Below are 24591 nucleotides of genomic sequence, written 5' to 3' on the forward strand. Positions count from 1 at the left end.
ATGTCATCGACGACAGGGGCGATCCAACAACAGCCTCGACTTAAGCGCTGGTGGGGATTGGCCGTATTGATGTTACCGGTACTGCTGGTGACAGTAGATAACACGGTGCTGGGATTCGCCCTGCCAAAGATTGCCGAAGCGCTGCAACCAACGGCCAGTCAGCAACTGTGGATGATCGATGCCTACTCGCTGGTATTGGCGGGGTTGCTGGTGTCCATGGGCAGCCTGGGTGACCGGATAGGTCACCGTAAATTGTTGCTGATCGGGTCGTTGGGCTTCGCCACCGTATCAGTGATGACGGCGTACTCGGCAAGTGCCGAGCAGTTGATCGCCGGTCGCGCCGGCATGGGAATTTTCGGCGCCATGTTGATGCCCTCGACACTGGCGCTGATTCGCTCGCTGTTCGAGGATCGCGAAGAACGCCGTCTTGCTGTCGCCATCTGGGCCACCTCTCTGACAGTAGGTTCGGCACTTGGGCCATTGGTTGGCGGAATACTGCTGGAGTTTTTCGACTGGGGGGCGATTTTTCTACTGGCTGTGCCTGTACTGATACCCCTGTTGCTCCTCGGGCCGTGGCTATTGCCTGAATCCGAGGCGGATGCGTCGGGGCCCCTCGATCCTTTGAGCATCCTGCAGTCAATGGTTGCCCTCGGCGCACTGGTCTATGGCATCAAGCATCTGGCCAGTGCAGGCCTGGACACACAGGCGCTAGCCGCTTTTGCCATCGGTGCGGCAAGTGGCTGGCTGTTTGTACGGCGCCAACTGCGGCTGCCGGTGCCCTTGATGGACCTGGCGCTGTTTCGCAACAAAACCTTCAGCGGCTCGGTTGCCATCAACCTGATGAGCCTGGCGTTCCTGGTCGGCTTTGTATTTTTCGCCACCCAGTTCTTGCAGATCGTCCTGGACATGTCCGCCTTGCGGGCGAGCCTGGCCTTGGTGCCGGGACAAATCATGGCGATTGTCGTCGGGATGCTGGTGGTTCCCGTTGCCCAGCGGGTTTCAGCGCAGGTACTGATACCGGCGTTGTTGGCGTTCACGGGGGCTGCATTTTTGCTGGTTGCAGGCCTTGGTATCAACCTGAGCGTGCTGGTCGTCGCCTTTGCCCTGTTGAACATCGGTGTCGGGGCAATCGCCACGGTGTCCAACGACATCATTCTGTCCGCCGCGCCACCGACCAAGGCCGGAGCCGCCTCGGCGATCAGTGAAACTGCGTATGAAGTGGGCGTGGTATTGGGGACCACCGTGCTGGGCGGCGTGGTCACGGCCTACTACCGGGGGGCGTTACAGTTGCCGGCGTTTCTTACCTCGCTGCAAGAGCGCCTGGCCAGCGAAACGCTGGCGGGTGCTCACACAGTGGCGGCAACCTTGGGCACTGATCAGGCAAGCGAGTTGATGGCCATTGCCGGGCGTGCATTCGAGGGCGGGATTGGTTTGATGTCATGGCTGACATTCGTCCTCGCGGCGCTTGCCATCGTCATTGCCCGCGTGACCCTGAAAACGCCTCCGACGGTCGCCCAGCCTGAACTGAGCTGACCTGGCCTGGCCTGACGTCAGTGACTTGGGCAGCCCTGGCCCTTGACGATTCGCGTGGTCGAAGCAGGGTTATTGACCAGCTTCGCCGCAGCCCGTGCAGGGCGCTTCACCAGCTCGCCGGCACAATTGGGGCATCTGCCCTTGAGGTGCTGCGCATTGCAGGCTTTGCAAAACGTGCACTCGAACGAGCAAATCAACGCATCCTGGCTATCGCCAGGCAGGTCACAGCCACAGCATTCGCAATTGGGTCGTAGTTCCAGCATGGGCAGTCCTCTAGCCGGGGCGATACAGATGAGCGTGGCTGGCGCGGTACAGCGCGGACTCGGAAAAGCTGTCACTGGCCAACACCCGCCCGACCAGAATCAGCGCGGTACGGCGAAAGCCCTTGGCCTGTACCTGTTGGACAATAGCATCAAGGCTGCCGAGCACCCAGTCCTGATCCGGCCAGGTGGCGCGATGCACCACTGCAATCGGACAATCCCCGCCGTAATGCGGGCGCAGCTCCTCGATAATCTTCTCCAGGTGCTTGACCCCAAGGTGTATCGCCAGGGTGCTGCCATGCCGGGCAAGGTCGGCCAATTGCTCGCCTGCGGGCATCGGCGACTTGTCACCGTAGCGGGTGAGGATCACGGTCTGGGCAATATCCGGTAAGGTCAGTTCGCAGCCGAGCAGGGCGGCGCTGGCAGCCACGGCGGTAACCCCAGGAATGATTTCATAAGGAATATTCAGTTCGCGCAGGCAGCGGATCTGCTCGCCGATGGCGCCATAGAGACTGGGGTCGCCACTGTGCACGCGAGCCACATCCTGGCCACGTGCGTGGGCGTGGGCAATGGCTTCGATGATCTGGGCCAGGTGCAACTGCGCGCTGTTGATGACTGTCTCGGCGCGATGGCCTTCAAGCACCGCGGCAGGTACCAGCGAGCCTGCATAGATGATCACCGGGCAGCGATGGATCAGGCGCTGGCCTTTTACCGTGATCAGCTCGGGGTCGCCGGGGCCGGCGCCGATGAAATAGACGGTCATGCGAAATCCTTGGAAAGAAAGTGCTGATTATCCGCCAAAGCCTGTGGCCGTGGCCAATGCCAGGCTGGCGTCACTCAGCAGGGTGCGCTTGACGTACAGTTGCGCCGAGCCTGCCATCTTCTCGGCCAGCGCCAGCGCTGCACTTTCGGCAACGCCATAGCAACCACTGTGCTCAAAGGCGACGGCTGAACGATGGCTCAGGCGCGTCTCGAAGGCTGCCAGTTGTGCAGCAGGGAAAAACAGCAGGGGAACATTGAGGCGCCGGGCCAACTGATACAGGCCGGGTTCGTGTTCCTTGAGGTCGATACTGGCAAGACCCGCGACTGCCGCAAGCGGCAAGTCGTGGGCCTTGAGGGTGTGTTCCAGCAGGTTGCCCAGGGTTTGTGCCGGGCAACCTCGTCGGCAACCGATGCCGACGAATATCTGCATGGCAGTCAAGCCTGGGTTGGGCGACGGAACAGCCAGGCGCTGATCAGGCCCAAGGCCAGCCAGAACGCCGCGTTGGTCAGCAGTGAGGCGACCTTGAACTCGGCTTCCAGTGCTTGCGGCGCAAGCATTGCATGCACTTCAGGCTGTGGGGCGCCGATAACGTGCGGCACAACCAGCAGCACAACGCCGAGGGCCTTGAACAACCAATTGTGAGCAAACACGATCAACCCAAGCCCTGCGGCGGTTGCGGCAGCGGTACCCACCCACCAGGCCTGGCGCTGGGCCAGGTCGGCAGCGGCGGTACCCGGCAGCTCCGGTGGCAGGCCCAGGGTTGGTGCCAGGCAGAATACGGCGAAGCCACCCAGGCCCCAGAGTGCCCCGGTGATCACGGTCTTCGGGGCGCGCAGGGAGTAAAGCGCGGCAAGGATCAGGGCAAAGCCGACCGCAACTACCAGATTACCGCCGGTGGTCGAGACAACGCGTTGCCAACCGTCTTCGGGCGACCAGGCTTCGCTGTCGTGGTGGTGATCGGCAGCCACGCCGGGAGCGTGCTCGTGTGCTTCCACGGCCGGTGCTGCGCTTTCATAGGTTTCGGCCTGAAGAATCAGCGGCGCGACCCAGAAGCTTTGCAGCAGGGTCAGCAGCAGCGCAGCCAACAGTCCGGCGAAGCCTGCAGTACTTGCAATACGCTTGATCATCGGACAGTACTCAGTGGCAAGGGAAAGCGGCGCTGTGGCGCGTATCGTGGGCAGCGTTGTGCACTGCTTCGATATGCGAAAATCCGGCGAAGTAGACCAGGCACAGGCCCAGCAGCGAGGCACCAACGGCAACCAGCAGGCGCTGGCTGAGGCTTGTAGGGGTAACGGTAGAGTGACTGGCGGTACTGGTACGCATGGCGCTTTCCTCTTGGTGTTGTTCGGCAACAGGCAAGCGCAGGAAACCCCTGAACGCAGGTCGCCCAGGGGTTGCAACAGCGCCCGCCCACCGCGGGTTTGTCAAATCAGTGTTGGGCCGGTCTCCGGGCTGGTGAGGGCTGGCAAACGTATGCTCAGCCAAGGGCGTCACCTTCCCATGCCAAACGACGGTCACAGTGGTACTGACGCTTTGCTCACTTACCGTTGCGGGGGCAGCACCGGACTTGTCGTACACCCTTCGATAGCCGTGTATGACGCACCGGTTTCCCAGTTTCACCCTGTAAAGGGCACCCAAACGAATCGCACTAGCAAATCATGGGCGAAGTCAGGCGTCAATCGTGACAGCAGTTGACCCCGTACCGGGCACTGCGTAGCCTAGCCGCTTCGAGGTTCTTTGGCGTCGGCCGAAGCTAAGACGGGAACGCGGTTCAAGCCGCGGCTGCCCCCGCAACTGTAAGCATTGAAAGCGTCTGACACAGCCACTGCAGCTTTGCGGGAAGGCGTCATTCGACTGGCCCGCGGCCGGTGCAATGCAAGCCAGGAGACCTGCCTCGAACAGTTTCCGACATAAACCGGGCGGGGTGATCCGGTGGCGAACGCGCCCAGGTGGTAGCACCTGTGGTTCTCGTCCCGCATGCCCGCCATCCTGCCAAGGGCATCGACAATGAAAACGCTGGCCAAACTTCCCGTCACTATCGTCACCGGCTTTCTCGGCTCGGGCAAAACGACGCTGCTGCGGCACATGCTCGACAATGCCCAAGGGCGGCGCATCGCGGTGATCGTCAACGAGTTCGGTGAGCTGGGCATCGACGGCGAGATACTCAAGCAGTGCAGCATTGGTTGCACTGAAGAAGAGGCCAGCGGTCGTGTCTATGAACTGGCCAACGGTTGCCTGTGCTGCACGGTGCAGGAAGAGTTCTTCCCGGTGATGCGTGAACTGGTAGCCCGGCGTGGCGACCTTGACCACATTCTTATTGAAACCAGCGGCCTGGCGCTGCCCAAGCCGCTAGTCCAAGCGTTCCAGTGGCCGGAAATCCGCAATGCCTGCACGGTCGATGCGGTCATTACCGTAGTCGATAGCCCCGCAGTGGCTGCCGGTACCTTCGCAGCGTTCCCTGATCAGGTCGATGCCCAGCGCAAACTTGACCCTAACCTGGACCATGAGTCGCCGCTGCACGAGCTGTTCGCCGACCAACTGGCCAGCGCCGACCTGGTGGTACTGAACAAGGCCGACCTGATTGCTGCGCAAGACCTGGCCAAGGTCCGCGCCGAAGTGCAGGAAGAGCTGCCGCCAGCGGTCAAGGTGATCGAAGCCAGCAGCGGCCGTTTGCCTCTGGAAGTGCTGCTGGGCCTGGGCGCCGAGTCGGAAGCGCATATCGATGGCCGGCGTACCCACCATGATTCGCACCACGATGATGACGATCACGATGATCATGACCATGACGCCTTCGACTCGATTTCCATCGAGCTGCCCGAAGTGCACGAAAGCCAATTGCTGGATGCCTTGACTCAATTGGTCGTGCAGCACGGCATTCTGCGGGTCAAGGGCTTTGCGGCAATTGCGGGTAAACCGATGCGTTTGCTGATCCAGGGTGTCGGTACTCGTTTCGACAAGCATTTCGACCGCGCCTGGCGCAGTGAAGAGCCGCGCACTACGCGCCTGGTACTGATCGGCCAGGAACTGGATGCGCTACAACTGGAAGCGAGCCTGCGGGCCGCGCTGAGCGCTTGATCCATGCACCTGCTGCGGACCCAGCCCGGTGGCTTCGTACCGGACGACAGTATTGCCGATCTCGGCCAGACGCCAGCCGAGCTGGTCATTCTCTGCAGCGGTGACTCGCACCTGGCGCTGCTGGCCGAAACCGCCCAGCAGTTGCCCGAGGATTTCCCCAGCCTGCGCTTGGCCAACCCGATGCAGGTGCAGAATCATGCCTCGGTCGACCTCTATATCGATGAGGTTCTGCGCCATGCCAAGGTGATTCTGGTATCGCTGCACGGCGGTGTCGGTTATTGGCGCTACGGAGTCGAGCAATTGCTGGAGCTTGCCGCCCGTGGCGTGCAGTTGATTCTGGTGCCGGGTGACGATCGCCCGGACCCAGAGCTCACCAGCCTCAGTACGGTACCCGCACAACAGGCCGAGCGGCTCTGGCATTTTTTGCGCCAAGGCGGCAAGGCCAATGCCCTGAACCTGTTCTACTGCCTGGCCAATCAGCTTTTGCAGCGCGATTATCCCTGGGATGAACCGCAGCAGTTGCCACGTACGGCGGTTTATCACCCGCGCAAAGCTACGGCGGTGCTCGACGACTGGTTTGCCCAGTGGCAGGTCGAACAGCCAGTGGTGCCGATACTGTTCTACCGCTCGCACCTGCAGGCTGCCAACACCGCTTTTATCGATACCTTCTGCGAGCGTTTGCAGCTCGCCGGGCTCAACCCGTTGCCTATCGCTGTGGCCAGTCTCAAGGAGGCCGGCTGTTTGAGTCAGGTCGAAGACTGGCTGGATCAGGTCGACGCTGCGCTGATCATCAACACCACCGGCTTTGCCCAGTCCAGCCCGGAACAACCGAACCTGCGTCCGTTTCGCCGCGACGTTCCGGTGCTGCAAGCAATTTGCGCCCAGGACAACCAACCTGGTTGGCAGGCCAGCGAGCAGGGCCTGGGGGCTCGCGACCTGGCCATGCACATCGTCTTGCCGGAGTTGGACGGGCGCATCATCACTCGCCCGATCAGCTTCAAGGACCTGGCCTGGCGTAGCGAACGCAGCCAGTCGGATGTGGTTTGCTATCGCCCGCATGCCGAGCGCATGGACTTCGTTGCCGAGCTGGCTCGACGTTGGTGCGCACTGGCGCAGTTGCCCAATCAGGACAAGCGCGTGGCCTTGATTCTGGCCAACTACCCGACACGCGATGGCCGCATCGGCAATGGCGTCGGTCTGGATACACCGGCCGCGGCGCTGAACATCCTGCGTGCCCTGCAACGTCAGGGCTATCCGCTAAGCAGCACCTTGCCAGGCAGCGGCACGGCGTTGATTCAGGCGCTGCTCGGTGGGGTCAGCAATGATCTGCACAGCCTTGATCAGCGCCCGTGCCTGCAGAGCATGGCCATGGAGGACTATCAGGCCGCCTTTGCCGCATTGCCGCAGGCCAACCAGGATGCAGTGCGCGCACGTTGGGGCGAAGCGGAGCACGACCCGATGTTCCGCAACGGGCGGATGATGGTTGCCGGCCTGCGGTTTGGCCTGACCTTCGTCGGAATCCAGCCGGCACGCGGTTACCAACTGGACCAAAGCGCGGTTTACCACGATCCCGACCTGGTGCCGCCACATGGCTACCTGGCGTTCTACTTCTGGCTGCGCCATGGCTTTGCTGCCGATGCGTTGATCCATGTCGGCAAGCACGGCAACCTGGAGTGGCTGCCGGGCAAGGGCGTGGGTTTGTCCGCCAATTGCTGGCCGGATGCGTTGATCGGGCCGCTGCCAAACATCTACCCGTTTATCGTCAATGACCCGGGTGAGGGCGCCCAGGCCAAGCGCCGCACCCAGGCGGTGATCATCGATCACTTGATGCCGCCGTTGACCCGTGCCGAAACCTACGGGCCGCTGCGACATCTGGAAGCGCTGGCCGATGAGTATTACGAAGCGCAGTTGCTCGATCCACGCCGGGCCCGAGAGTTGCAGCGCGATATTCTCGAACTGGTGCGTGATAACCACATCGATCGTGAGTTGCAGCTAGAAGGTGCACTGGATGATGCTGCGGTGTGGTTACCGCGTCTGGATACCTACTTGTGCGACCTCAAGGAATCGCAGATTCGTGACGGTCTGCATGTGTTTGGCGAGTCACCCGCAGGGCGGCTGCGTATCGATACGTTGCAGGCATTGCTGCGAGTTGCACGAGGTGATGGCCGCGGCGCCAATGCCAGTTTGCTCAGGGCATTGGCCAAGGCCATGGGGCTGGGCTTCGATCCCCTTGATTGCGACCTTGGCCAGCCATGGCAGGGACCGCGTCCGGCGCTGTTGCAGGCACAGGATGAAGGCGTATGGCGAACGCTGGGGGACACCCGCGAACGCCTGGAAATTCTCGCCGGCACCTACATTGCCCAAGCCCTGGCAGGCGCTGTTGAACTACCGGAGGAGGCGGGCTGGTCGGACGTAAGGGCGGTGTTGCTGGCCCTGCAGCACACCATTGCGCCGCAATTGGATGCGTGTGGGCCGGCAGAGATGCACGGGTTGCTGGCAGCCCTGCAAGGCCGTTTTGTCCCCGCCGGGCCCAGCGGTGCCCCCAGTCGCGGACGCCTGGACGTGCTCCCGACTGGACGCAACTTTTTTACCGTCGATGTGCGCAATTTGCCGACCACCACGGCATGGCGCATCGGCTTTGCTTCGGCAAACCTGATTCTTGAACGTCACCTGCAGGATCATGGTGATCATTTGCGTCAGTTGGGTCTGTCGGTTTGGGGGACGGCGACCATGCGCACCGGTGGCGATGATATTGCCCAGGCCATGGCCTTGCTGGGCGTGCGCCCGGTATGGGCGAGTGGCAGCCAGCGCGTCGATGACTTCGAAATACTCCCCTTGAGCCTGCTCGACCGACCGCGGGTGGATGTCACGCTGCGCGTCTCGGGGTTCTTCCGCGATGCGTTCGGCAACCTCATCAAGCTGTTTGACGCTGCAGTACAGGCGGTGGCGGCGTTGGATGAGCCCGACGACTTGAACCCGCTCGCGGCCAAGGTGCGGGCAGAGCGCAGTGAACTCGAACGCCAGGGTTTGACGACCGAGCAGGCCAAACGGCAGGCCGGTTGGCGTGTATTCGGCGCCAAGCCTGGGGCCTATGGCGCAGGCGTGCAGAATGCTGTCGATGGGCACCTATGGAACGAGCGCAAGGACCTTGCCGAGGTTTACCTTAATCATGGCGGCTATGCCTACGGCGCAGCCGATGACGGCACCCCGGCACGCGCCGACTTCGCCCGGCGCCTGAGTCAGGTGCAGGCGGTGATCCAGAATCAGGACAATCACGAGCATGACCTGCTCGACTCCAACGACTATTACCAGTTTCAAGGTGCAATGCTGGCGGCAGTTGAAACCCTGGGGGGCAAGCAGGCAGCCAGCTACCATGGCGACCACAGTCAGCCAGACCGTCCGCGCATCCGCACCCTGAAAGAGGAACTCAATCGAGTGGTGCGTGCGCGGGCGCTCAATCCCAAATGGATAGACGGGGTCAAGCGCCATGGCTACAAAGGTGCCTTTGAACTGGCCGCGACCGTCGATAACCTGTTCGCTTTCGATGCCACCACCCATTTGATAGACGATCACCACTATCAGTCGCTGGCCGAGGCTTACGTGCTGGATGCTGCAACCCGCGACTTTATGCGCCAGCACAACCCGCAAGCCTTGCGCGACATTACCGAGCGCCTCCTGGAAGCTCAGCAGCGTGGCTTGTGGGAGTCCCCGGGGAATTATCGTGAAGCCCTCGAAGAGCAACTGCTGGACGGCGAAGAAGAGACTTGAAATGACTGAACCCGCACATTTTCCGCTGTCTGCCGTGGTTGGTGCCGATGAGTTGAAGCTCGCGTTGTGCCTGACCGCCATCGATCCAAAGATCGGCGGTGTGCTGATCGAAGGTCCACGCGGCATGGCCAAGAGCACGCTGGCTCGCGGGCTTGCCGACCTGCTTGGCGAGGGGCCGTTCGTAACCTTGCCATTGGGCGCGAGTGAAGAACGCCTGGTCGGTACGCTTGATCTGGACGCCGCGCTGGGCCAGGGTAAGGCGCAGTTTTCCCCGGGAGTGCTGGCCAAGGCCGACGGCGGCGTGCTGTATGTCGATGAGGTCAACCTGCTGGCCGACCACCTGGTCGATCTGCTTCTGGATGTCGCGGCCAGCGGTACCAACCGGGTCGAGCGTGATGGTATTTCTCATCGTCACAGTGCGCGATTTGTGCTGATCGGCACAATGAACCCGGAAGAAGGTGAGCTGCGCCCGCAGTTGCTCGATCGCTTCGGCCTCAACGTCGTGCTCGAAGGTCATCCTGCGCCCGAGGCGCGTATCCAGATCATTCGTCGGCGCCTGGATTTCGATGCCGACCCAGAGGCATTTTGCCTGCAGTGGGCGCCTGCGCAGGCGCAATTGCGCCAACGTTGCCAAACGGCCCGCGAGCACCTGGCGCGCATTGCCCTGGATGATCAGGCGCTGGCAGAGATCACCGAGCGCTGTTTTGCTGCCGGGGTAGATGGCCTGCGCGCCGATCTGGTCTGGTTACGCGCTGCTCGGGCGCACGCGGCCTGGCGCGGTGCTGAGCAGATTGAAGCCCAGGATATCGATGCAGTGGCCGAGTTTGCCCTGCGTCATCGGCGCCGCGATATGCCGCCACAGGCTGAACAAGGCTCGGCGCCACAGCCTCCGGCTGGCCAGGACTCCAGCACCGAACAAGGGCAGGGGGCCTGGGGCGAGATGCCGCCACAAGCGATAACGACCGGTGCCCGTCGCGAGGTGCCGAACTGGGCAAAAAAGCCCTGAGCATCCGTCGGTCCCAGGCGGCGGATGCCAAACCCCGCTCGGGACCGATCAAGCAAGGGCCGCGCGGGCGAGCTCGCGAGGCCTTGCAAGGTTCGGTCGCATGGCCGGCAACCTTACTCAAGGGCCGTCCGCTTCAGCGTCGGGACCTGTGTTGGCAGCAACGCACTGCCAGTGCCCATGAGCAGTGGCTGGTTATTGTCGATGCCTCGGCCTCGACCCGGCGCTACCAGGCGTTGAGCAAGGCCAAGGGGCTGCTGGTGGCGTTGTTCGACCAAGCCTATCGCCAGCGCGTACGCCTGACCCTGCTTACCGCCAGTGGCAATGCGCCGCGCTGGCAGCGTCATGGTCTGAAAGCCTCGGCCGCTTTGCAGCCGTGGCTCGACAGTCTCGGTGCCGGTGGTGGTACGCCGCTGCTTGGCGCCTTGGCGCAGGCACGGCATTGGCTTGAGCAGCGTCAACGCCAGCATCCCGATGAGCAGCAGCGCTGCCTGATCGTGACCGACGGCCGACTAAAAGCCTGGGAACCCCTGCAACCGTTGCCGTGTCCGAGCCTGTTGGTCGATATCGAGTCTTCGCCCGTACGCCTTGGGCGTGCCCGTTTATTGGCGCAGCAGATACAGGCTGATTACCGATCGATTGAAAGTTTCAGCGTTGTGGAATAAATAAGGCGTGTACGAAACCGCACGAGGGGCGGGCTGCGACGCGTTGTCGCAGTTTGAACTTTTTTGAATAAAAAGTTGCTAGCCGCACAGCAAAAAGATGTGCGGCTATATGTTCAGCAGGTGCAGCGGATAATTACTTCGGCATCGACCAAGGTTGCAAGTGGCAGCCTTGTTCTTGCAACTCGGCGCGCATCTGTTCAATCAGATTTGCCAGTTGCTTGGGGTCGGAGTAGGTGCTGCTAGGCACCTGCTTGCTGCCAATGCGGGTGCTGGTCCGGTCGATCACTGCCAAGCTCAGCTCACCTGTACCGTTAGGCGAATCCCAAGCAACACATTGGAAGGGTTCGAAGGCGTGGTCGGCAATCAGCAGTGCTTCGTTGACACGGAGCGAGGCGTTCATGGGTTCGGTCTCTCTGTGGGCCCAAACAAGATAATCAATAACCGCCTTAGCGGTGAGTTACTTGTACTGATGCGCGCAGGGGTGGGTCGAGTCACAACAATCTGCAAAATTAGTTAACTATTTTCGCAAGACATACATATCCGCAGCCACCGGCGACACAGGAAGTTTAATAGCAACGCGGACTTAACTCCGTTTTCACGCTTTATGGACAAACGGTAGTGGGCGATTGACGCAACGTTGCTACTGTTACAGACGGGCCTGCCAACGTGCTGTTTCTATTTAAAATTCCATAATTGGCGCCAAGGAAAGGTCATGCTCGAACCTGTACCCAACCGTCGCCTGCTGATCGTTGACCCGTGCGACGATTGCCACCGTTTGTTGCCAGGCTTGCGCAATGTCGGCTGGGATGTTTTCAGCTCAACCTTGTCCTCGGCCCTGGAACAGCCCTGTGATGTCGGCTTGCTGCGTTTACAGGCTTCACACCTGCAGCATCCGGATGCGGTCAAGGACCTTATCACGCGCAGCAATACCGAGTGGATCGCAGTACTCAGCCCTGACGAGCTGCGCATGCAGAATGTTGGCGACTTTGTCTGCGAATGGTTTTTCGACTTTCACACCTTGCCGTTTGATGTTTCGCGGGTTCAGGTCACCATTGGTCGGGCTTTCGGTATGGCACGCCTGCGTGGCAAGGGCAGCGTGCATGTCGATGAGCTAGAGCATGAGCTGCTGGGTGAAAGCCGGCCAATTCGGGAGCTGCGCAAGCTGCTGAGCAAATTGGCGCCCACGGAGTCTCCGGTGTTGATTCGGGGCGAAAGCGGCACCGGCAAAGAGCTGGTCGCGCGTACCTTGCATCGTCAGTCTCAGCGCCGCGACAAACCCTTTGTGCCGATCAATTGCGGGGCGATTCCTGAAAACCTGATTCAGTCCGAGTTGTTTGGCCACGAGAAGGGCGCGTTTACTGGCGCCCATCAACGCAAGATCGGTCGTATCGAAGCGGCCAACGGCGGCACGCTGTTCCTGGATGAAATTGGTGACCTGCCGCTGGAGCTGCAAGCGAACTTGTTGCGATTTCTCCAGGAAAAACACATTGAACGGGTCGGCGGCAGTCAGCCGATAGCGGTCGATGTGCGGGTTCTGGCGGCTACCCATGTCGACCTGGAAAAGGCCATCAGCAGCGGGCGATTCCGCGAGGACTTGTACTACCGCCTCAACGTTCTGCAGGTGATGACAGCGCCCCTGCGTGATCGCCATGGCGATCTGTCGATGCTGGCCAGTCATTTTTCGCACTTCTACAGCCTGGAAACAGGCCGCCGGCCGCGCTCGTTCAGCGAAGACGCATTGGCTGCCATGGGCAAGCATGATTGGCCGGGTAACGTGCGTGAACTGGCCAACCGGGTCAGGCGTGGCCTGGTGCTGGCTGAAGGGCGGCAGATCGAGGCGCAGGACCTGGGTTTGCTTAGTCAGCATGCTTTCACGTTGAGCATGGGTACCCTTGAAGACTACAAGCACCGTGCCGAGCGCCAGGCGCTGTGCGACGTACTCAATCGGCACAGCGATAACTTGAGCATCGCCGCCAAGGTTCTCGGGGTGTCTCGGCCTACCTTTTACCGCCTGCTGCACAAACATCAGATTCGCTGACTGCAGATCACCACCCAAAGCAAGCGATCCGCAGTCATGCACGCATTGCTTTCACCCAGCTCCGATCAGAAGTAGTACGGGAATTTCAGGCTGAAGGAGAAGTCCGGCGAATCGTCTGTCAGGCCAATTGACAGGTTGGGGACGATGGTCAGGTTGTCGGTTGCGGCCAGTGTCATGCCGATGTTGAAGTTCGCCGCGTTGTAGTCGCTGCTGGAAATCGATTGCCAGTCACCGCCGTCAGGCTTGATCTTGCTTTTGCTGGCAAATTGGTCAGAGAACGAAAAGGACATGCTCATCTTTTCGTTCAGGGCAAAGGCAATACCGGCACCGATTTGCCAGGAGTCGCCGAGTTTCACGTCACCCGGGACCTTGGAGTTGACCGCGGGGCTGATGTCGCTGAACGAGTCCTCCATGTTGTAGGTGTAGGACAGGCTACCAAACAGCACCGCAGGGTCGAAAGTCTTGACCAGTGAGATACCGGGTGTAATGGCCCAGACGCCGTTGCCGGTGGGCAGGCTTTCAGGTACCGCCAGGTTGTCGTTGGTCGGGTCGGTGACCAGCTTGATGCCATAGGGATCATCCCCGGTCGGCGCTTTGACGCGCAGGGTGAACACCGCGTCGGGCAGGTTCTCGGATTCATCGAGGAATTTGTATGCAACGCCAACGTTGATGTCGCCTATGGTCGGGTCGCGATCGACGGTTGCATCCGAAGTAGTCGGGCCGGCACCGCCGGCGCCACCCGACGAATAGGTCGACTGGCGATAGACCACGGGAACGTTAATGTCGAATTGCCAACGTTGCGCCAGGTTGTAGCGGGCTGTCAGGTCCAGGGTCCAGTTGTCGGCCTTGATGCGGTCAAGGTTGATGTTGCCAAGGAAAATCGAGTCCAACGCCAGGAAACCGTTGAGCACCAGTGCGCGGGTGTCGTAATGGGTGTAGGTCAGGCCGGTTTCGACGCTGAACTTGCCGCCACCGAAGAAGCCGCTGGCTTCGTCATACAAATTGGAAACGCTCTGCGCCGGTTCGGAGTCATCTTTGAGTGACTGCCCGTATGAACTGCCGGTGGTGCCAGGCGCGCCCGCAGCCACGGTCTGGCCGCTCCTGGTGGTTTCGGCAGGGGACTTGGTCAGGCGTCTGGGAGCAGGTGTAGCCGGTGCTTCTTCGACTTGGCGAACACGCTGCTCGAGTACCATCAGCGCGTTCTGTTGTGCTTCGTAACGCTGTTTCAGCTCCATGAGTTCTTGTTTTAGTGCTTCGACCTGGGGGTCCGTTGCTGCGTATAGCAATGTAGCCGGTGCCAGGGTACTCAAACAAACGACAGCTCTGAACGTTAACGATCGGTGCATGGGTTAGCCGTCCCTTCTGACTACATTCGATGAGACTCAGCGTAGATCAGTATCCGAGAGTACGAAGGCCTTTGAGTTGGTCCAGGTTGCCATTGAGCGAACCGGCTGTCGGCACGTTCTCACGCAGCACCACGTTAAGGGAGGTGAGATTCCTGACCTGGTTGCCGCCACCGAGCAACGTCGTGTTCTGCATCAGGCCACCCTGTGCCAGGCGTTGAACGGTATTGCCCTGGTTGTTGTTGGCAACAATGTTCATCTGCACACCCGAGCCTGTGGAAGAAACGCTCAGCGAACCTGCGCCGTTTGCGCCGACAAGGGTCGAGCCTGGGGCCAGTGGCTTGCCTTGTTGTTGACTGGTGGGGGCCTGATTGGCCTTGGTGACCCTGATATCCACGCCGTTGTAGGCCGTGTTGTTGTCGCCGGCGGCTCGCACGATTTGCGTTACGCCTTCGGTGCTGTTCAGCCCGGCACCGCCATTTACGGTGCCGGTACCGCTGCCGGTATTCCCTGAATGCGCCGTGCCATTGCCTTTTTCATTGATCATCGACACATAGAACTGGGGCTTGATGGTCGATTGCTGCACTTGCATCGAGGAGGTTGCACCGATTACATCGCCTTTGGCGTTTTGCCATGTGCTGGTCATGACCACCCCGAAGCTGATGATGCGCCCCGGCATCACGTAGCGACCGCGCAGGTTCGCCAATTCCTGGTCCTTGAGTTCAATGGGTTGAAATGTCTGGGCCTGGATGGGCAGGCTGGCGGCCAAACATGCAAGGGTCAGCCAGATTGGAGTCTTCATTACATGCTCCAGGAGCGTCGTGCTCACGTGTCATTAGAAGAAGTCGCTTTGGATGAATCCGAAATCCATCAACTCTGCGTCTTGCACCGGGGTGAAGTTGTTTATTTTTCTTTTGGCGGTAAGCGGCAGAGGCGGGTCGAGCAAGGCGTTGGTCTTGTCGTAGCCCTGGCCGATGACGGCAAAGATGATGCCGTTCCAGCCTTTGACAAAGTCGTCGACGGTGTAGCGCTTGTGGCCCAGTACCGGGTCGCCGATATACACCCAGCCTTTGTCGACTTTTTGCAGCACTACAAAGTGCTTGTAGCCGCGGATGTCCATCAGTACCACGACCGGAATGCGGACATTGTTCAAGGTCTCGGGTGCTACCCGATAGCCACGGGCGCGCATGCCCAGGCTTTCTACATAGCGCTTCATGTCGAGCATGGAGAAACCCTGGACACGGACCAGGTCCTGGTCGGCGTGGGCGAGCATGCCTTCGATAATCTGCTCTTCGTTCACGTCCAGCCAATAGGCTTGGCGCAGGATGGTCGCCAGCGCTGCGGCGCCACAGCTGAAGTCGGTTTTCTGTTGGACCAGGTCGGCGAATTTGCGCTCGCGTACGCTTTGGATGGGCTTGAATACCACCGCACCACCGGGTAACACGGAAAGTGGCATTTGAGCCGCTTCGCTCACACTGGCCACACAAAGCAAAAACGCCAAGGCGATGATGCGCATGGTCGGGCGCCTTCTGGTTCTGTTGGAAAAAGGCCCCCCGAAGGGGGCCTCCAGGCCACAACAATCAGAACGATTGGTTGGAGATGGCCAGCGAGTTGCTTTGCTGGTTGCCTACACCCGATGCCACGTTGACGCCGAGGTTGCCGCTGCCGCCGTTCACCGAACCACTCAGGGTTGCAGTGTTGGTTACAGGGTTAGCCCAGCCGGTTGGGGTCAGCACTTGGTACGAGATGGTGTTGCTCAAGTCATAGGAGTTGGCCTCGCTATAACTTTTCGATACATCGTTGGCAGACTCGGACGATTTTTCGAACGACTTGTCGAACGAGGAAGCGGCCGCTTGTTCATACGACGATTCGTGGGCTTTTTCATATGAAGAGTCGTGCGCTTTTTCATATGAAGAGTCACGCGATCTGTCGTACGAAGAACTCAACGACTTGGAGAACGAGGCATCAAACGCGGTATCGAAGGACGACTCGTTGGTGTTTTGCTGCGAGGTATTCAGTGAGGCGTCCAGCGTTGCATCAAGCGATGCGCTGGCATCTACACTGCGGCTGCGCTCACGACGGCCGTCATCCCAGGTGACGTTCCCGGCAGCAGTTGCCGCAACGTTCAGCGCAGCGTTCAACGAAGAAGCCGAGGTGGAGCTCGAGCTGCTGTTGTTGGAACCGCTGGCATTAGCATTGGCAGAACCGTCAACATTCCAGTTGTTGGAGCCACTGGCATTGGACGAGTTGGAACCGCTTGCATTCCAGCTGTTGGAGCCGCTGGAGGCAGTGCTATTGGAACCGTTCGCCGACGAGTTGTGGGAACCGCTCAGGTTCAGGCTCGAGGAGGAGCTTCTGTTGTCGGTCGATTCGAATGTGCCATCGCGAGAGGATGAGCCGCTGGAGGTTTTGGTAACCGTCAGCGTATCCACACGATAGGTCCGGTCGGCCCTGTTGGTGACTTCCAGGCCTGGGCCGCTTTGTTCGGCGGAGGCGGTGGCGGTTGCACTACCAAGTCCTGCGTTGGTGTTGGCAATTGCCATGGTGTTTTTCTGTTGGTTAAGGTCGCCACCGGCAATGTTGACACCCATGTTGCCGTCGGCACCATTGGCTGACCCGCTCATCACAGCAGATGAGGTGGTGCCGAAGTTGAAGACCTTGTTGTTGTTGCTGGTTTGTACGACGCGAGCAGTGGCTTCGGCAGTACCGAAGACGAAGCTGTTGTCGATGGCACTGGAATCAGAGGCCGCGTTGGCGATGGCCGCCGCGTTGTCCTGCTGGTTACCGGAGCCTGCAGCCACGTTGACACCGACGTTGCCGCTGGCGCCTTCTGCAGAGCTGCTCATTTCAGCTTCGTTCTGAACGCCTTCGTTCCAGATTTTATTGTTGGTACTGTTTTGTCTATCGTGTGCATTGGCCGTTGCATCGATATCAAACATTCTCTGAGGAGGGGTGTGGTTATTATTGTGGCCATTACCACGCCGATCGTTCTGTTCAGCTTGTACAGCAACAGCCATGACCGCAGCAATTGCGAAAACCAGAGGCTTGAGTGCCATCGAGGGTTTCATGGTGATTCTCCGTACTTTATTTTAGGTTAAGTGTTGTTCTTACCTGTTTGGGTCAGTCCGCGACCCGTACGCTCAGGGTATTTGCTGTTCGATTTCCTACCCCGGCGCTCTGATTCAACTGAATCACCCCACGGCTACCGGTGAATGCCTGATCACTGGTAGTGATCTGGCGATAGCCGGGTGCAGAGCCAGTTGGATCGGAGTTGTTGACCAGCGCCACGTTCTGTTGCATGAGGACGCTGTCATCGATGCTTTGCGGCTGATTACTGATACTGATACGAAGTGCGTTGGCTTGCTGGTTGCTGGCGCCTGCACTCTGGTTGACCCCCAGTGCGCCGGTGCCATTACTGAAAGAGTCGCCCTGGATATTGGATTGGGCGGCGATCGAGGGGTCGACAATGCTGAGCGAGCGTTGGCGAATGTCGGTGGTTGCGCTGGCGCCTTGGCCGATGGCGAACGCCCGGGCATTGGCTTGTTGCAGGAGATCGCCGGCAGCCTGGTTCACAGCGAAATTGCCCTGATACTGCTTGCCGGAATTGTCGATGGTGGCGTTATTGATGACCGGGGGTTGGGCAAAGGCCGATGCACTGCATAACGTGGCCAGAATCAGCAGCGTGTGCCTCATCTCACTTGCCTCCAGTCAGGATTTGCAGGGGCGCCAGACCCTTCTGGACGTTGGAGTTGACCATGTTGGAGATACCGTTGCCGGAGTTGCCTGATCGTCCACCGGCAAGGTTAGGCAGTTGGTTCTGATGGTTGATATTGGCGCCCAGGTTGTTGGTCTGTTGGGTGATCAGGGAAGAGATACCTGCACCGCTGCTGACCCCGGCAAAATCACCGTCGCTCAGTTCGTTGGTCTGTCTGAGGATATGGGCGGAGGGATTGGTATTGACGGTGACCGGATTGGGGTCGGGTATGAGCGGGGTGCGAACGGCGTTGCGCACTTGCACATCGCGAGTGATGACAACGACTCCGTTTTCGGCCTGGACAGGCAAGCTCAGGCTTGTTCCTAAAACGCAGCCGACCAGTAGGAGGCGATAAATGCCTTTATCTATGGTTCCCACGATGGCAATTCCTTCTTCAGTGCGCTGGCCTTTTTCAGCGTTGTGAGGAGGAGAGCAGAAGCCGTGCCGCTTTTTGTTTTTGATTAAAAAACAAAGGCTTGGTGGGTAGTCGCAGAAACGAAAGGATTTCGCTGTATCAATCGTGAGACATTTTTTTGCGACGTTATCGTTTGGAGTGGTGGCTGCGGTGTCCGAAGGCTTTTTTAACCGACTGTATCGTCGGCTTAACACGGCCCCCAGAATTGGGGACCAGTGCGCAAAAACGGGGGCTATGGCCCACTCAGGTGTTACAACGCATTAACACTCGGTGGGGCAAGCTGGCGATTTGCCGCTAAGCAATTGCTGTACCGCGCTCAATACCGCTGCGCTGCGCTGCGCCCAGTCGCCGCCAATTACCTTGAAGGGTTGCTGGTTGCGCTGCAGCCAGTGGAGGCTGTCGGCGAAAAACGCCTGACGCTGATCAAGGTCGGGTTGGCAGCGTTGGCCATCGCCTACCCAGCTTACGCCTGTGGGGTCTAGCAACAGATGCAGGTCATAACGGCGTTCGAGCAGGGCCTGCTCGATCCAGGCCGGGCAATCACTAAACAGCACCCGGCTCCAGAGCAGATTGCTCAACAAGTGGGTGTCAAGAATCAGGAGCTCTGGCTGGCGGGCCCTTGCGGCGTCCTCCCAGGCCAATTGGCCCTGGGCAATTGCAGGAATGTCGGCGTAGCAGGTGTCGCGGCCTTGCTCATCGATGAAGTGACGTACATATTCACCCACCAACTCGCCACCGAAATGCGCCTGGATTTCGCCGCTCAACCAGCTCTTGCCGCTGGACTCGGGGCCGGTCAGCACCAGGACCTTCATGCGCTGACCAACGAAAGACCGCGACGCCACTCGCGCCAGCCACGCACTGCAATCAAGGTGAACAAGGCATACAGCGCGGCGGTCAGGTACAGCCCCTTATAAAGGAAAAGGCCGACAAAAATCACGTCCAGTACTACCCACAATGGCCAGCACTGTACGCGTTTCTGTGCCATCCATAGCTGCGCGACCAAGCTGAATGCGGTTAGCGCCGCGTCTAGCCAAGGTTGTGCAGCATCGGTCCAGGTAGCCATCGCCGCGCCTAAAGCGAGGCTACCCAACAATCCCAAGCCGAGGCCGAATAGCAGTGGCTGGGTGTCGAGTTCGGTAACCTTGCGGGCTTCGTGTTGGCGATTCGGACGTGTCCATTGCCACCAACCGTAGACCTGCAGCACCGCGAAGACCAGCTGTAAAAGCATGTCCGAGTACAACCGCACTTCGAAGAAGATCCAGCTGTAGAGCAGCACCATGACCAGGCCGATTGGCCAGCACCACGGATTCTGTTTGGTCGTGAGCCATACGGCGATAACGCCGAGTACGGCGGCGAACAGTTCGAGGCCGGACATCGGCGTTCCTTGGCGGTTCGGAGGAGGGCGGCGATTGTACCTTGAGTAGCCGTGCAAGCCACACTCCAACCGCTATCGCTTTACACCCGAAACTGGCCCAGCAACCGATCCAGCTGTTCGCGCAGCTGGTTCAACGCCACACCTGCGTTGCTCGACTGCTGTGCTGCCGTGGCGGTCTGGCGTGACAGGTCTGCGGTTTCAGTCACGTTGCGGTTGATCTCCTCGACCACATGCGACTGCTGCAGCGTGGCACTGGCAATCGAGGCGTTGAGGGCGGTGAGGTTGTGCAACGCTTGGCTGATAGCATCGAGGCTGACACCCGCTTCATTGGCTTGCTCGACGGTTTGCCGCGAAGCGGCGCTGCTGGCATCGATTGCCTTCACTGCCGCTTCGGATTGGCCCTGCAGGTGTTCGATCATGCTCTGTATTTCTGCCGTCGACTGCTGGGTACGTTGGGCCAGCAGGCGAACTTCATCGGCAACCACGGCAAAGCCGCGGCCTTGCTCGCCCGCTCGGGCCGCCTCGATGGCCGCGTTCAGTGCCAGCAGGTTGGTCTGCTCTGCAATCGAGCGTATTACTTCCAGAACACTGCCAATGCGGGTGCTCTGGCTGGCCAGGGTCTGGATCACCTGAACCGCTTCATCGATGGTGCCCGACAACTGATCGATCTGCTGCAGGCTGCCGTGGATACTCTGCTGGCCCTGCGAAGCGCGCTGTTGCGCATCACGCATTTCGCTGGAAGCCTGTTCGGCGTTCCTGGCCACATCCTGCACGGCGTAGGTCACTTCATTTATAGCGGTAGCCACTTGCTCCATCTGCGCCGATTGCTGTTCGCTGTGTTGCTGGGCCTGGTTGGCATTGCTGCCGACATCGACCGCCGATTGCCCCAAGGCATGGGCGGCACCTTGCAACTGGCCGATGACACCCTGCAACTTGCCGGTAAAGCGATTGAAATGTTCGCCTAACTGGGTCACCTCGTCACGGCCGTGGGTGTCCAGGCGGCGGGTCAGGTCGCTTTCACCGCTGGCAATCATGGACATGGCGTCAACCGCCTCCTTCAGCGGCCGCGAGATACTGCGGGCAATCAATGCCACCAGCAGGGTCATGATCAGGGCGATGCCCAAGCCCAGCAGTGAGGCATCGCGCAGCTGACGCATGAACTCGTTCTGCATGTCATCGATATAAACCCCCGAGCCGATAACCCAGCCCCAGGGCTTGAACAATTGGATGTAGGAGGTCTTTTCCACCGGTTCGCTGGCACCAGGCTTCGGCCAGCGGTAGTCGATAATGCCCGCGCCCTGGGCCTTGGCCAGTGTGACCATTTCGTTGAACAGAGCAAAACCATCGGGGTCGCGGATGCCGGACAGGTCCTGTCCATCCAGTTTAGGGTTAGCCGGGTGCATGATCATCTTCGGCCCGAGATCGTTGATCCAGAAATAGTCGTTCTGGTCGTAGCGCAGGCCGCGTACGGTATTGAGTGCTTGCTGCTGGGCAGCCTCGCGGCTCAGCGTGCCAGCGGCTTCCAGCCCCTGGTAATAGCTGAGGATGCCGGCTGCGGTCTCTACCACGTGTTGGGTCTTCTGGGCCTTGGCCTGGTACAGGTCGCCGTGGATCTGTCTGAGCATCAACAAGCCCAGGGTCAGTAACATCACCACCGCCACTACCAGAATCAGCCACAAGCGGCGGCTAATCGACATATTTCGCAGAGTCTTCATAGAACGGTCACCCCGGATTCTTTTTATTGTCCTGCGCATCCCAGCATGGTTTTTTCCAACCACCTACTCGACCAAGGGCTAAGTGCCCGATCTACCCAGGTGTGTAGTCGCGACCAGCAGCGTTTATTCGAGAGGTCTGATAGGATTTCGGCCCGGTCGCGGCAAACCTGAAGGGTGACTGAACTTTTTTGCCGACTGTGCGACCAACTGTCGCGGTAAACCGACCGAAAATTCGTAACAGCCTTGGCTTATGGAAACTACAATGGGGGCATGCCGCTGGCATCGCTTCGTGGGGGAATAATGGATCTTTGGACTGGCCTGCAGGCCGTCATTTTGGGTATTGTCGAAGGCTTGACCGAGTTCTTGCCAATCTCCAGTACCGGTCACCAGATTGTGGTCGCGGACTTGATCGACTTTGGTGGTGAGCGGGCAATGGCTTTCAACATCATCATTCAGCTGGGTGCGATCCTGGCGGTGGTATGGGAATTTCGGCGCAAGATTTTCGACGTGGTCGTCGGGCTGCCCAAGGAGCGTGAAGCGCAACGGTTTACCGCCAATCTGCTGATTGCGTTCATGCCAGCGGTAGTATTGGGCGTGCTGTTCGCCGACCTGATCCACCATTACCTGTTCAACCCCATCACGGTCGCCGCCGCGTTGGTCATTGGTGGTGTAATCATGCTCTGGGCCGAGCGCCGCGAGCATGTCATTAAAGTTGAGCGCGTCGATGACATGCGCTGGACCGATGCCCTGAAAATCGGCTTTGCCCAGTGTCTGGCGATGATTCCGGGTACTTCACGCTCCGGCTCGACCATTATCGGCGGTTTGCTGTTTGGCATGTCGCGCAAGGCAGCCACCGAGTTTTCGTTCTTTCTGGCCATGCCGACCATGGTCGGTGCCGCGGTGTATTCGGGCTACAAGTATCGCGACCTGTTCCAGCCCGGTGATTTTCCGGTTTTTGCCATCGGCTTTGTCGTCTCGTTCATCTTCGCCATGATTGCCGTGCGGGCATTGCTGCGCTTTATCGCCAACCATAGCTATGCCATGTTCGCCTGGTACCGCATTGTTTTTGGCCTGATGATCCTGGCGACCTGGCAGTTCGGTTGGGTCGACTGGGCCACGGCTCAGGGTTGATCGATGAGCCGAGCACAGCCCTCCGGCCGCCACGTTGCCGGTGTCAACGCGACTGTCCAGCATCCTCGCAGCAAGCTACTAGTGTTTGTTGGCCTGTGCCTCCTACCTCTGTGGGGGGCGTTGCAGATGCTGCTCAGCGGTCAGTCCTGGTTGCCTGCCGTGGCGTACCCACTCGTCAGCCTGGTTAGTTTTGCGCTGTATTGGCGAGACAAGCATCAGGCTCGCACACAAGGCTGGCGAACCCCGGAGAAAGTCCTGCATGCCAGCGAGTTGCTGGGCGGTTGGCCTGGGGCCCTGTTGGCTCAGCAGGCTTTGCGGCATAAAACGCGCAAAGTCTCGTTCCAGTTGAGCTTTTGGGCCATTGTCGCCATTCACCAACTGTTCTGGATCGACCACCTGCTGCTTAACGGTCGTTGGTTGGGTAGCGCGGTAGCGCCTTTACTCAGATAAGCAGACCCGGTTGCAGGCGCTTTGGTAGGCGCCTGACAACCAACTGGTGGGAGCGTTGCAGCAGGTCGCAAAGCTCTTCGCGCCCCATGGGGTAGGGTGGCATCATGCTGATCCAGTGAGCCCGCGCCAGATACGGCGCCGGGCGCACGCCGGGGCGGTCGGCGTAGCCGAGGAACAAATCACTGTCGACTTTGAACGACAGCCCGGCGCCAGCCAGGTCCAGCACTGCAAACATCTTGTTTGCGGCAACCGAAAACACCCGTATGCCGCCCCATTTGTAGTCTTCGCGTGCCCCCGGCAGACTCAGGCAAAAGTCCGCTACCTGCGCTTCGCTCATTTTTCCCTTAGACATAACGCTCCCCACACTCTGCAAAAGACTCGACCAAGTGATCGATCCACACCCGCACAGCCGGTAACAGGCCGCGCCGGTGAGGATAGACGGCTTGCAGATAGCCTCCCGGTAACGACCAGTCGGGCAGTAAGCGAACCAGTTCGCCACTGGCCAATTCTTGTTCGCAATGCATGATTGGCAGGGCCGTGAACCCAAGCCCGGCAATCGCCGCTGCCTTGCGTACGACAAAGTCGTCGATGGCCAGGCGCGCCTCCAGAGCCAGTTCGTGCTTGTGGCCACGGGTGTCGAGCAGTTGCAGATGCACCAGGCGGTCGGCCTCTACCGCCCCCAAGACTGCCAGGCCGCGCAGGTCTTCGGGGGTGACGGGTGCGTGGGCGGCGGCGAAGCCCGGTGCGGCGACCAGATACATCTGGGCCTGGCGCAAACGGCGGGTTACCAACATCGGGTCTTCATCACCCAGATCCCGAACGCGAAGGGCCACGTCAACACCTTCGGTGATCAGGTCGACGCGGCGGTTGAGCAGGATCATGTCCAGTTGAACCAGCGGATACTGCTCAAGAAAGCGGCTGATGACTTGCGGCAGCAGGGTATGGGCCAGTCCCACCGGGCACGAAACACGAAGGCGTCCACGGGGTTCGCTGGTCATGCTGGCGACGGCCTCGTCAGCCATTTCAGCTTCCAGCAGCATCGCCTGGCAATGGCGCAGGTAGCGTTCTCCGACCGCGGTCAGTTTCAGTTGCCGTGTGGTGCGCTGCAGCAACCGCGTGCCCAGGCGTTCTTCAAGCTCGGCGATGCGGCGTGACAAGCGCGACTTGGGGATGCCAAGCAGGCGCCCGGCAGCGGCAAAACCACCGGCTTCGACCACCCGCGCGAAGTAGAAAAGGTCGTTGAGGTCTTGCATGGTGATCACCATTGTCCTGTCAGTAGGACAAACTAACGCATTTTTGCCTA

25 protein-coding genes, 1 pseudogene and 2 riboswitches are annotated in these 24591 nt (G+C 59.8%); of the genes and pseudogenes, 8 read left to right on the forward strand and 18 right to left on the reverse strand.

Features of this window, described 5'->3' with window-relative positions; translation table 11 throughout:
- Positions 1 to 1533: an MFS transporter gene (locus tag H8F21_RS05865; protein WP_236042909.1), complete on the forward strand. Its 1533-nt coding sequence runs from the start codon at positions 1 to 3 to the stop codon at positions 1531 to 1533.
- Between the two features lie 17 nt (positions 1534 to 1550).
- Here H8F21_RS05865 and H8F21_RS05870 read toward each other — a convergent pair whose 3' ends face one another.
- Genes H8F21_RS05870 through H8F21_RS05890 form a run of 5 tightly spaced genes read right to left on the reverse strand, consistent with a single transcriptional unit; the run spans position 1551 to position 3879 of the window.
- Complete coding sequence (locus tag H8F21_RS05870; protein ID WP_203480893.1) at positions 1551 to 1796, reverse strand: DUF1272 domain-containing protein; 246 nt, start codon at positions 1794 to 1796, stop codon at positions 1551 to 1553.
- A 10-nt stretch (positions 1797 to 1806) separates the two neighbouring features.
- Positions 1807 to 2556 (reverse strand): precorrin-4 C(11)-methyltransferase, encoded by a 750-nt coding sequence (gene cobM / locus H8F21_RS05875; protein ID WP_203480891.1) that lies wholly within the window; start codon positions 2554 to 2556, stop codon positions 1807 to 1809.
- Positions 2557 to 2583: 27 nt separating this feature from the next.
- The gene (locus H8F21_RS05880; protein WP_203480889.1) at positions 2584 to 2985 is read right to left on the reverse strand and encodes a cobalamin biosynthesis protein; all 402 of its coding nucleotides are present in this window, start codon (positions 2983 to 2985) and stop codon (positions 2584 to 2586) included.
- 5 nt (positions 2986 to 2990) lie between these two features.
- Positions 2991 to 3683, reverse strand: a complete 693-nt coding sequence (locus H8F21_RS05885) for a CbtA family protein (RefSeq protein ID WP_203480887.1) — start codon at positions 3681 to 3683, stop codon at positions 2991 to 2993.
- A 10-nt stretch (positions 3684 to 3693) separates the two neighbouring features.
- Positions 3694 to 3879 carry a CbtB domain-containing protein gene (locus tag H8F21_RS05890; protein ID WP_203480885.1) on the reverse strand — a complete coding sequence of 62 codons (186 nt, stop codon included), beginning with the start codon at positions 3877 to 3879 and terminating at the stop codon, positions 3694 to 3696.
- A 98-nt stretch (positions 3880 to 3977) separates the two neighbouring features.
- Positions 3978 to 4209: riboswitch (cobalamin riboswitch) on the reverse strand.
- 60 nt (positions 4210 to 4269) lie between these two features.
- Positions 4270 to 4467: riboswitch (cobalamin riboswitch) on the forward strand.
- Between the two features lie 96 nt (positions 4468 to 4563).
- On the opposite strand from H8F21_RS05890, the gene cobW reads away from it, so the two are divergent.
- The 4 genes from cobW (at position 4564) to H8F21_RS05910 (ending at position 11067) form a co-directional block, all read left to right on the forward strand.
- Positions 4564 to 5631 (forward strand): cobalamin biosynthesis protein CobW, encoded by a 1068-nt coding sequence (cobW, locus tag H8F21_RS05895; RefSeq protein WP_203480883.1) that lies wholly within the window; start codon positions 4564 to 4566, stop codon positions 5629 to 5631.
- 3 nt (positions 5632 to 5634) lie between these two features.
- Positions 5635 to 9399, forward strand: coding sequence for a cobaltochelatase subunit CobN (gene cobN, locus H8F21_RS05900; RefSeq protein ID WP_203584143.1), 3765 nt, complete (start codon positions 5635 to 5637; stop codon positions 9397 to 9399).
- A gap of 1 nt (position 9400) precedes the next feature.
- Entirely contained in the window at positions 9401 to 10405 is a 1005-nt protein-coding gene (locus H8F21_RS05905) for an ATP-binding protein (RefSeq protein WP_203480880.1), read from the forward strand.
- An 83-nt stretch (positions 10406 to 10488) separates the two neighbouring features.
- Positions 10489 to 11067: a vWA domain-containing protein gene (locus H8F21_RS05910; RefSeq protein ID WP_236042910.1), complete on the forward strand. Its 579-nt coding sequence runs from the start codon at positions 10489 to 10491 to the stop codon at positions 11065 to 11067.
- A gap of 133 nt (positions 11068 to 11200) precedes the next feature.
- On the opposite strand, the gene H8F21_RS05915 is transcribed toward H8F21_RS05910, so the two are convergent.
- Complete coding sequence (locus tag H8F21_RS05915) at positions 11201 to 11467, reverse strand: hypothetical protein (RefSeq protein WP_136476478.1); 267 nt, start codon at positions 11465 to 11467, stop codon at positions 11201 to 11203.
- Positions 11468 to 11779: 312 nt separating this feature from the next.
- Here H8F21_RS05915 and H8F21_RS05920 point away from each other — a divergent pair, with 312 nt between their 5' ends.
- Positions 11780 to 13105, forward strand: coding sequence for a sigma-54 dependent transcriptional regulator (locus tag H8F21_RS05920; RefSeq protein WP_203480878.1), 1326 nt, complete (start codon positions 11780 to 11782; stop codon positions 13103 to 13105).
- 65 nt (positions 13106 to 13170) lie between these two features.
- Here the strand turns inward: H8F21_RS05920 and H8F21_RS05925 are convergent, their stop codons facing one another.
- The 10 genes and pseudogenes from H8F21_RS05925 to H8F21_RS29945 all read right to left on the reverse strand — a co-directional run.
- Positions 13171 to 14451: a transporter gene (locus tag H8F21_RS05925; protein ID WP_203480876.1), complete on the reverse strand. Its 1281-nt coding sequence runs from the start codon at positions 14449 to 14451 to the stop codon at positions 13171 to 13173.
- A 46-nt stretch (positions 14452 to 14497) separates the two neighbouring features.
- Positions 14498 to 15250, reverse strand: coding sequence for a hypothetical protein (locus tag H8F21_RS05930; RefSeq protein ID WP_203480864.1), 753 nt, complete (start codon positions 15248 to 15250; stop codon positions 14498 to 14500).
- Between the two features lie 33 nt (positions 15251 to 15283).
- Complete coding sequence (locus tag H8F21_RS05935; protein WP_203480862.1) at positions 15284 to 15964, reverse strand: C39 family peptidase; 681 nt, start codon at positions 15962 to 15964, stop codon at positions 15284 to 15286.
- Between the two features lie 64 nt (positions 15965 to 16028).
- Entirely contained in the window at positions 16029 to 17516 is a 1488-nt protein-coding gene (locus H8F21_RS05940) for a heme utilization protein (RefSeq protein WP_203480860.1), read from the reverse strand.
- A gap of 52 nt (positions 17517 to 17568) precedes the next feature.
- Positions 17569 to 18141, reverse strand: a complete 573-nt coding sequence (locus tag H8F21_RS05945) for an adhesin (RefSeq protein WP_203480859.1) — start codon at positions 18139 to 18141, stop codon at positions 17569 to 17571.
- 1 nt (position 18142) lies between these two features.
- On the reverse strand, positions 18143 to 18580 hold the full coding sequence (locus tag H8F21_RS05950) for a hypothetical protein (protein ID WP_203480858.1): 438 nt from the start codon (positions 18578 to 18580) through the stop codon (positions 18143 to 18145).
- A 297-nt stretch (positions 18581 to 18877) separates the two neighbouring features.
- On the reverse strand, positions 18878 to 19429 hold the full coding sequence (locus H8F21_RS05955; protein ID WP_203480857.1) for an AAA family ATPase: 552 nt from the start codon (positions 19427 to 19429) through the stop codon (positions 18878 to 18880).
- Positions 19426 to 19992 carry a nicotinamide riboside transporter PnuC gene (gene pnuC / locus H8F21_RS05960; RefSeq protein WP_203480856.1) on the reverse strand — a complete coding sequence of 189 codons (567 nt, stop codon included), beginning with the start codon at positions 19990 to 19992 and terminating at the stop codon, positions 19426 to 19428. Before pnuC ends, H8F21_RS05955 begins: the two co-directional genes overlap by 4 nt.
- Before the next feature lie 80 nt (positions 19993 to 20072).
- Entirely contained in the window at positions 20073 to 20807 is a 735-nt protein-coding gene (locus tag H8F21_RS29940; RefSeq protein WP_413243001.1) for a methyl-accepting chemotaxis protein, read from the reverse strand.
- A gap of 123 nt (positions 20808 to 20930) precedes the next feature.
- Positions 20931 to 21746, reverse strand: a pseudogene (locus H8F21_RS29945) (cache domain-containing protein); the annotation flags it as partial.
- Positions 21747 to 22007: 261 nt separating this feature from the next.
- Between H8F21_RS29945 and H8F21_RS05970 the strand changes: the two are divergent.
- Both H8F21_RS05970 and H8F21_RS05975 read left to right on the forward strand, forming a co-directional pair.
- Entirely contained in the window at positions 22008 to 22838 is an 831-nt protein-coding gene (locus H8F21_RS05970; RefSeq protein ID WP_203480854.1) for an undecaprenyl-diphosphate phosphatase, read from the forward strand.
- A 3-nt stretch (positions 22839 to 22841) separates the two neighbouring features.
- Positions 22842 to 23288 (forward strand): DUF1294 domain-containing protein, encoded by a 447-nt coding sequence (locus H8F21_RS05975; protein WP_203480852.1) that lies wholly within the window; start codon positions 22842 to 22844, stop codon positions 23286 to 23288.
- Here the strand turns inward: H8F21_RS05975 and H8F21_RS05980 are convergent.
- Together H8F21_RS05980 and H8F21_RS05985 are read right to left on the reverse strand one after the other, a co-directional pair.
- Positions 23281 to 23640: an MmcQ/YjbR family DNA-binding protein gene (locus H8F21_RS05980; protein WP_203480850.1), complete on the reverse strand. Its 360-nt coding sequence runs from the start codon at positions 23638 to 23640 to the stop codon at positions 23281 to 23283. The genes H8F21_RS05975 and H8F21_RS05980 overlap by 8 nt on opposite strands.
- Positions 23633 to 24541, reverse strand: coding sequence for a LysR substrate-binding domain-containing protein (locus H8F21_RS05985; protein WP_203480848.1), 909 nt, complete (start codon positions 24539 to 24541; stop codon positions 23633 to 23635). Before H8F21_RS05985 ends, H8F21_RS05980 begins: the two co-directional genes overlap by 8 nt.
- Between the last annotated feature and the right edge of the window lie 50 nt (positions 24542 to 24591).

Origin of the sequence: Pseudomonas arcuscaelestis (assembly GCF_016881005.1) — a bacterium.
GTDB classification, from domain to species: Bacteria; Pseudomonadota; Gammaproteobacteria; order Pseudomonadales; family Pseudomonadaceae; genus Aquipseudomonas; species Aquipseudomonas arcuscaelestis.

Bases quoted from the DNA above. Each gene is read 5' to 3' on its own strand.
- H8F21_RS05865 (WP_236042909.1), top strand. From the start codon at position 1: ATGTCATCGACGACAGGGGCGATCCAACAACAGCCTCGACTTAAGCGC.
- H8F21_RS05870 (WP_203480893.1), bottom strand. From the start codon at position 1,796: ATGCTGGAACTACGACCCAATTGCGAATGCTGTGGCTGTGACCTGCCT.
- cobM (WP_203480891.1), bottom strand. From the start codon at position 2,556: ATGACCGTCTATTTCATCGGCGCCGGCCCCGGCGACCCCGAGCTGATC.
- H8F21_RS05880 (WP_203480889.1), bottom strand. From the start codon at position 2,985: ATGCAGATATTCGTCGGCATCGGTTGCCGACGAGGTTGCCCGGCACAA.
- H8F21_RS05885 (WP_203480887.1), bottom strand. From the start codon at position 3,683: ATGATCAAGCGTATTGCAAGTACTGCAGGCTTCGCCGGACTGTTGGCT.
- H8F21_RS05890 (WP_203480885.1), bottom strand. From the start codon at position 3,879: ATGCGTACCAGTACCGCCAGTCACTCTACCGTTACCCCTACAAGCCTC.
- cobW (WP_203480883.1), top strand. From the start codon at position 4,564: ATGAAAACGCTGGCCAAACTTCCCGTCACTATCGTCACCGGCTTTCTC.
- cobN (WP_203584143.1), top strand. From the start codon at position 5,635: ATGCACCTGCTGCGGACCCAGCCCGGTGGCTTCGTACCGGACGACAGT.
- H8F21_RS05905 (WP_203480880.1), top strand. From the start codon at position 9,401: ATGACTGAACCCGCACATTTTCCGCTGTCTGCCGTGGTTGGTGCCGAT.
- H8F21_RS05915 (WP_136476478.1), bottom strand. From the start codon at position 11,467: ATGAACGCCTCGCTCCGTGTCAACGAAGCACTGCTGATTGCCGACCAC.
- H8F21_RS05920 (WP_203480878.1), top strand. From the start codon at position 11,780: ATGCTCGAACCTGTACCCAACCGTCGCCTGCTGATCGTTGACCCGTGC.
- H8F21_RS05925 (WP_203480876.1), bottom strand. From the start codon at position 14,451: ATGCACCGATCGTTAACGTTCAGAGCTGTCGTTTGTTTGAGTACCCTG.
- H8F21_RS05930 (WP_203480864.1), bottom strand. From the start codon at position 15,250: ATGAAGACTCCAATCTGGCTGACCCTTGCATGTTTGGCCGCCAGCCTG.
- H8F21_RS05935 (WP_203480862.1), bottom strand. From the start codon at position 15,964: ATGCGCATCATCGCCTTGGCGTTTTTGCTTTGTGTGGCCAGTGTGAGC.
- H8F21_RS05940 (WP_203480860.1), bottom strand. From the start codon at position 17,516: ATGAAACCCTCGATGGCACTCAAGCCTCTGGTTTTCGCAATTGCTGCG.
- H8F21_RS05945 (WP_203480859.1), bottom strand. From the start codon at position 18,141: ATGAGGCACACGCTGCTGATTCTGGCCACGTTATGCAGTGCATCGGCC.
- H8F21_RS05955 (WP_203480857.1), bottom strand. From the start codon at position 19,429: ATGAAGGTCCTGGTGCTGACCGGCCCCGAGTCCAGCGGCAAGAGCTGG.
- pnuC (WP_203480856.1), bottom strand. From the start codon at position 19,992: ATGTCCGGCCTCGAACTGTTCGCCGCCGTACTCGGCGTTATCGCCGTA.
- H8F21_RS29940 (WP_413243001.1), bottom strand. From the start codon at position 20,807: ATGGAGCAAGTGGCTACCGCTATAAATGAAGTGACCTACGCCGTGCAG.
- H8F21_RS05970 (WP_203480854.1), top strand. From the start codon at position 22,008: ATGGATCTTTGGACTGGCCTGCAGGCCGTCATTTTGGGTATTGTCGAA.
- H8F21_RS05975 (WP_203480852.1), top strand. From the start codon at position 22,842: ATGAGCCGAGCACAGCCCTCCGGCCGCCACGTTGCCGGTGTCAACGCG.
- H8F21_RS05980 (WP_203480850.1), bottom strand. From the start codon at position 23,640: ATGTCTAAGGGAAAAATGAGCGAAGCGCAGGTAGCGGACTTTTGCCTG.
- H8F21_RS05985 (WP_203480848.1), bottom strand. From the start codon at position 24,541: ATGCAAGACCTCAACGACCTTTTCTACTTCGCGCGGGTGGTCGAAGCC.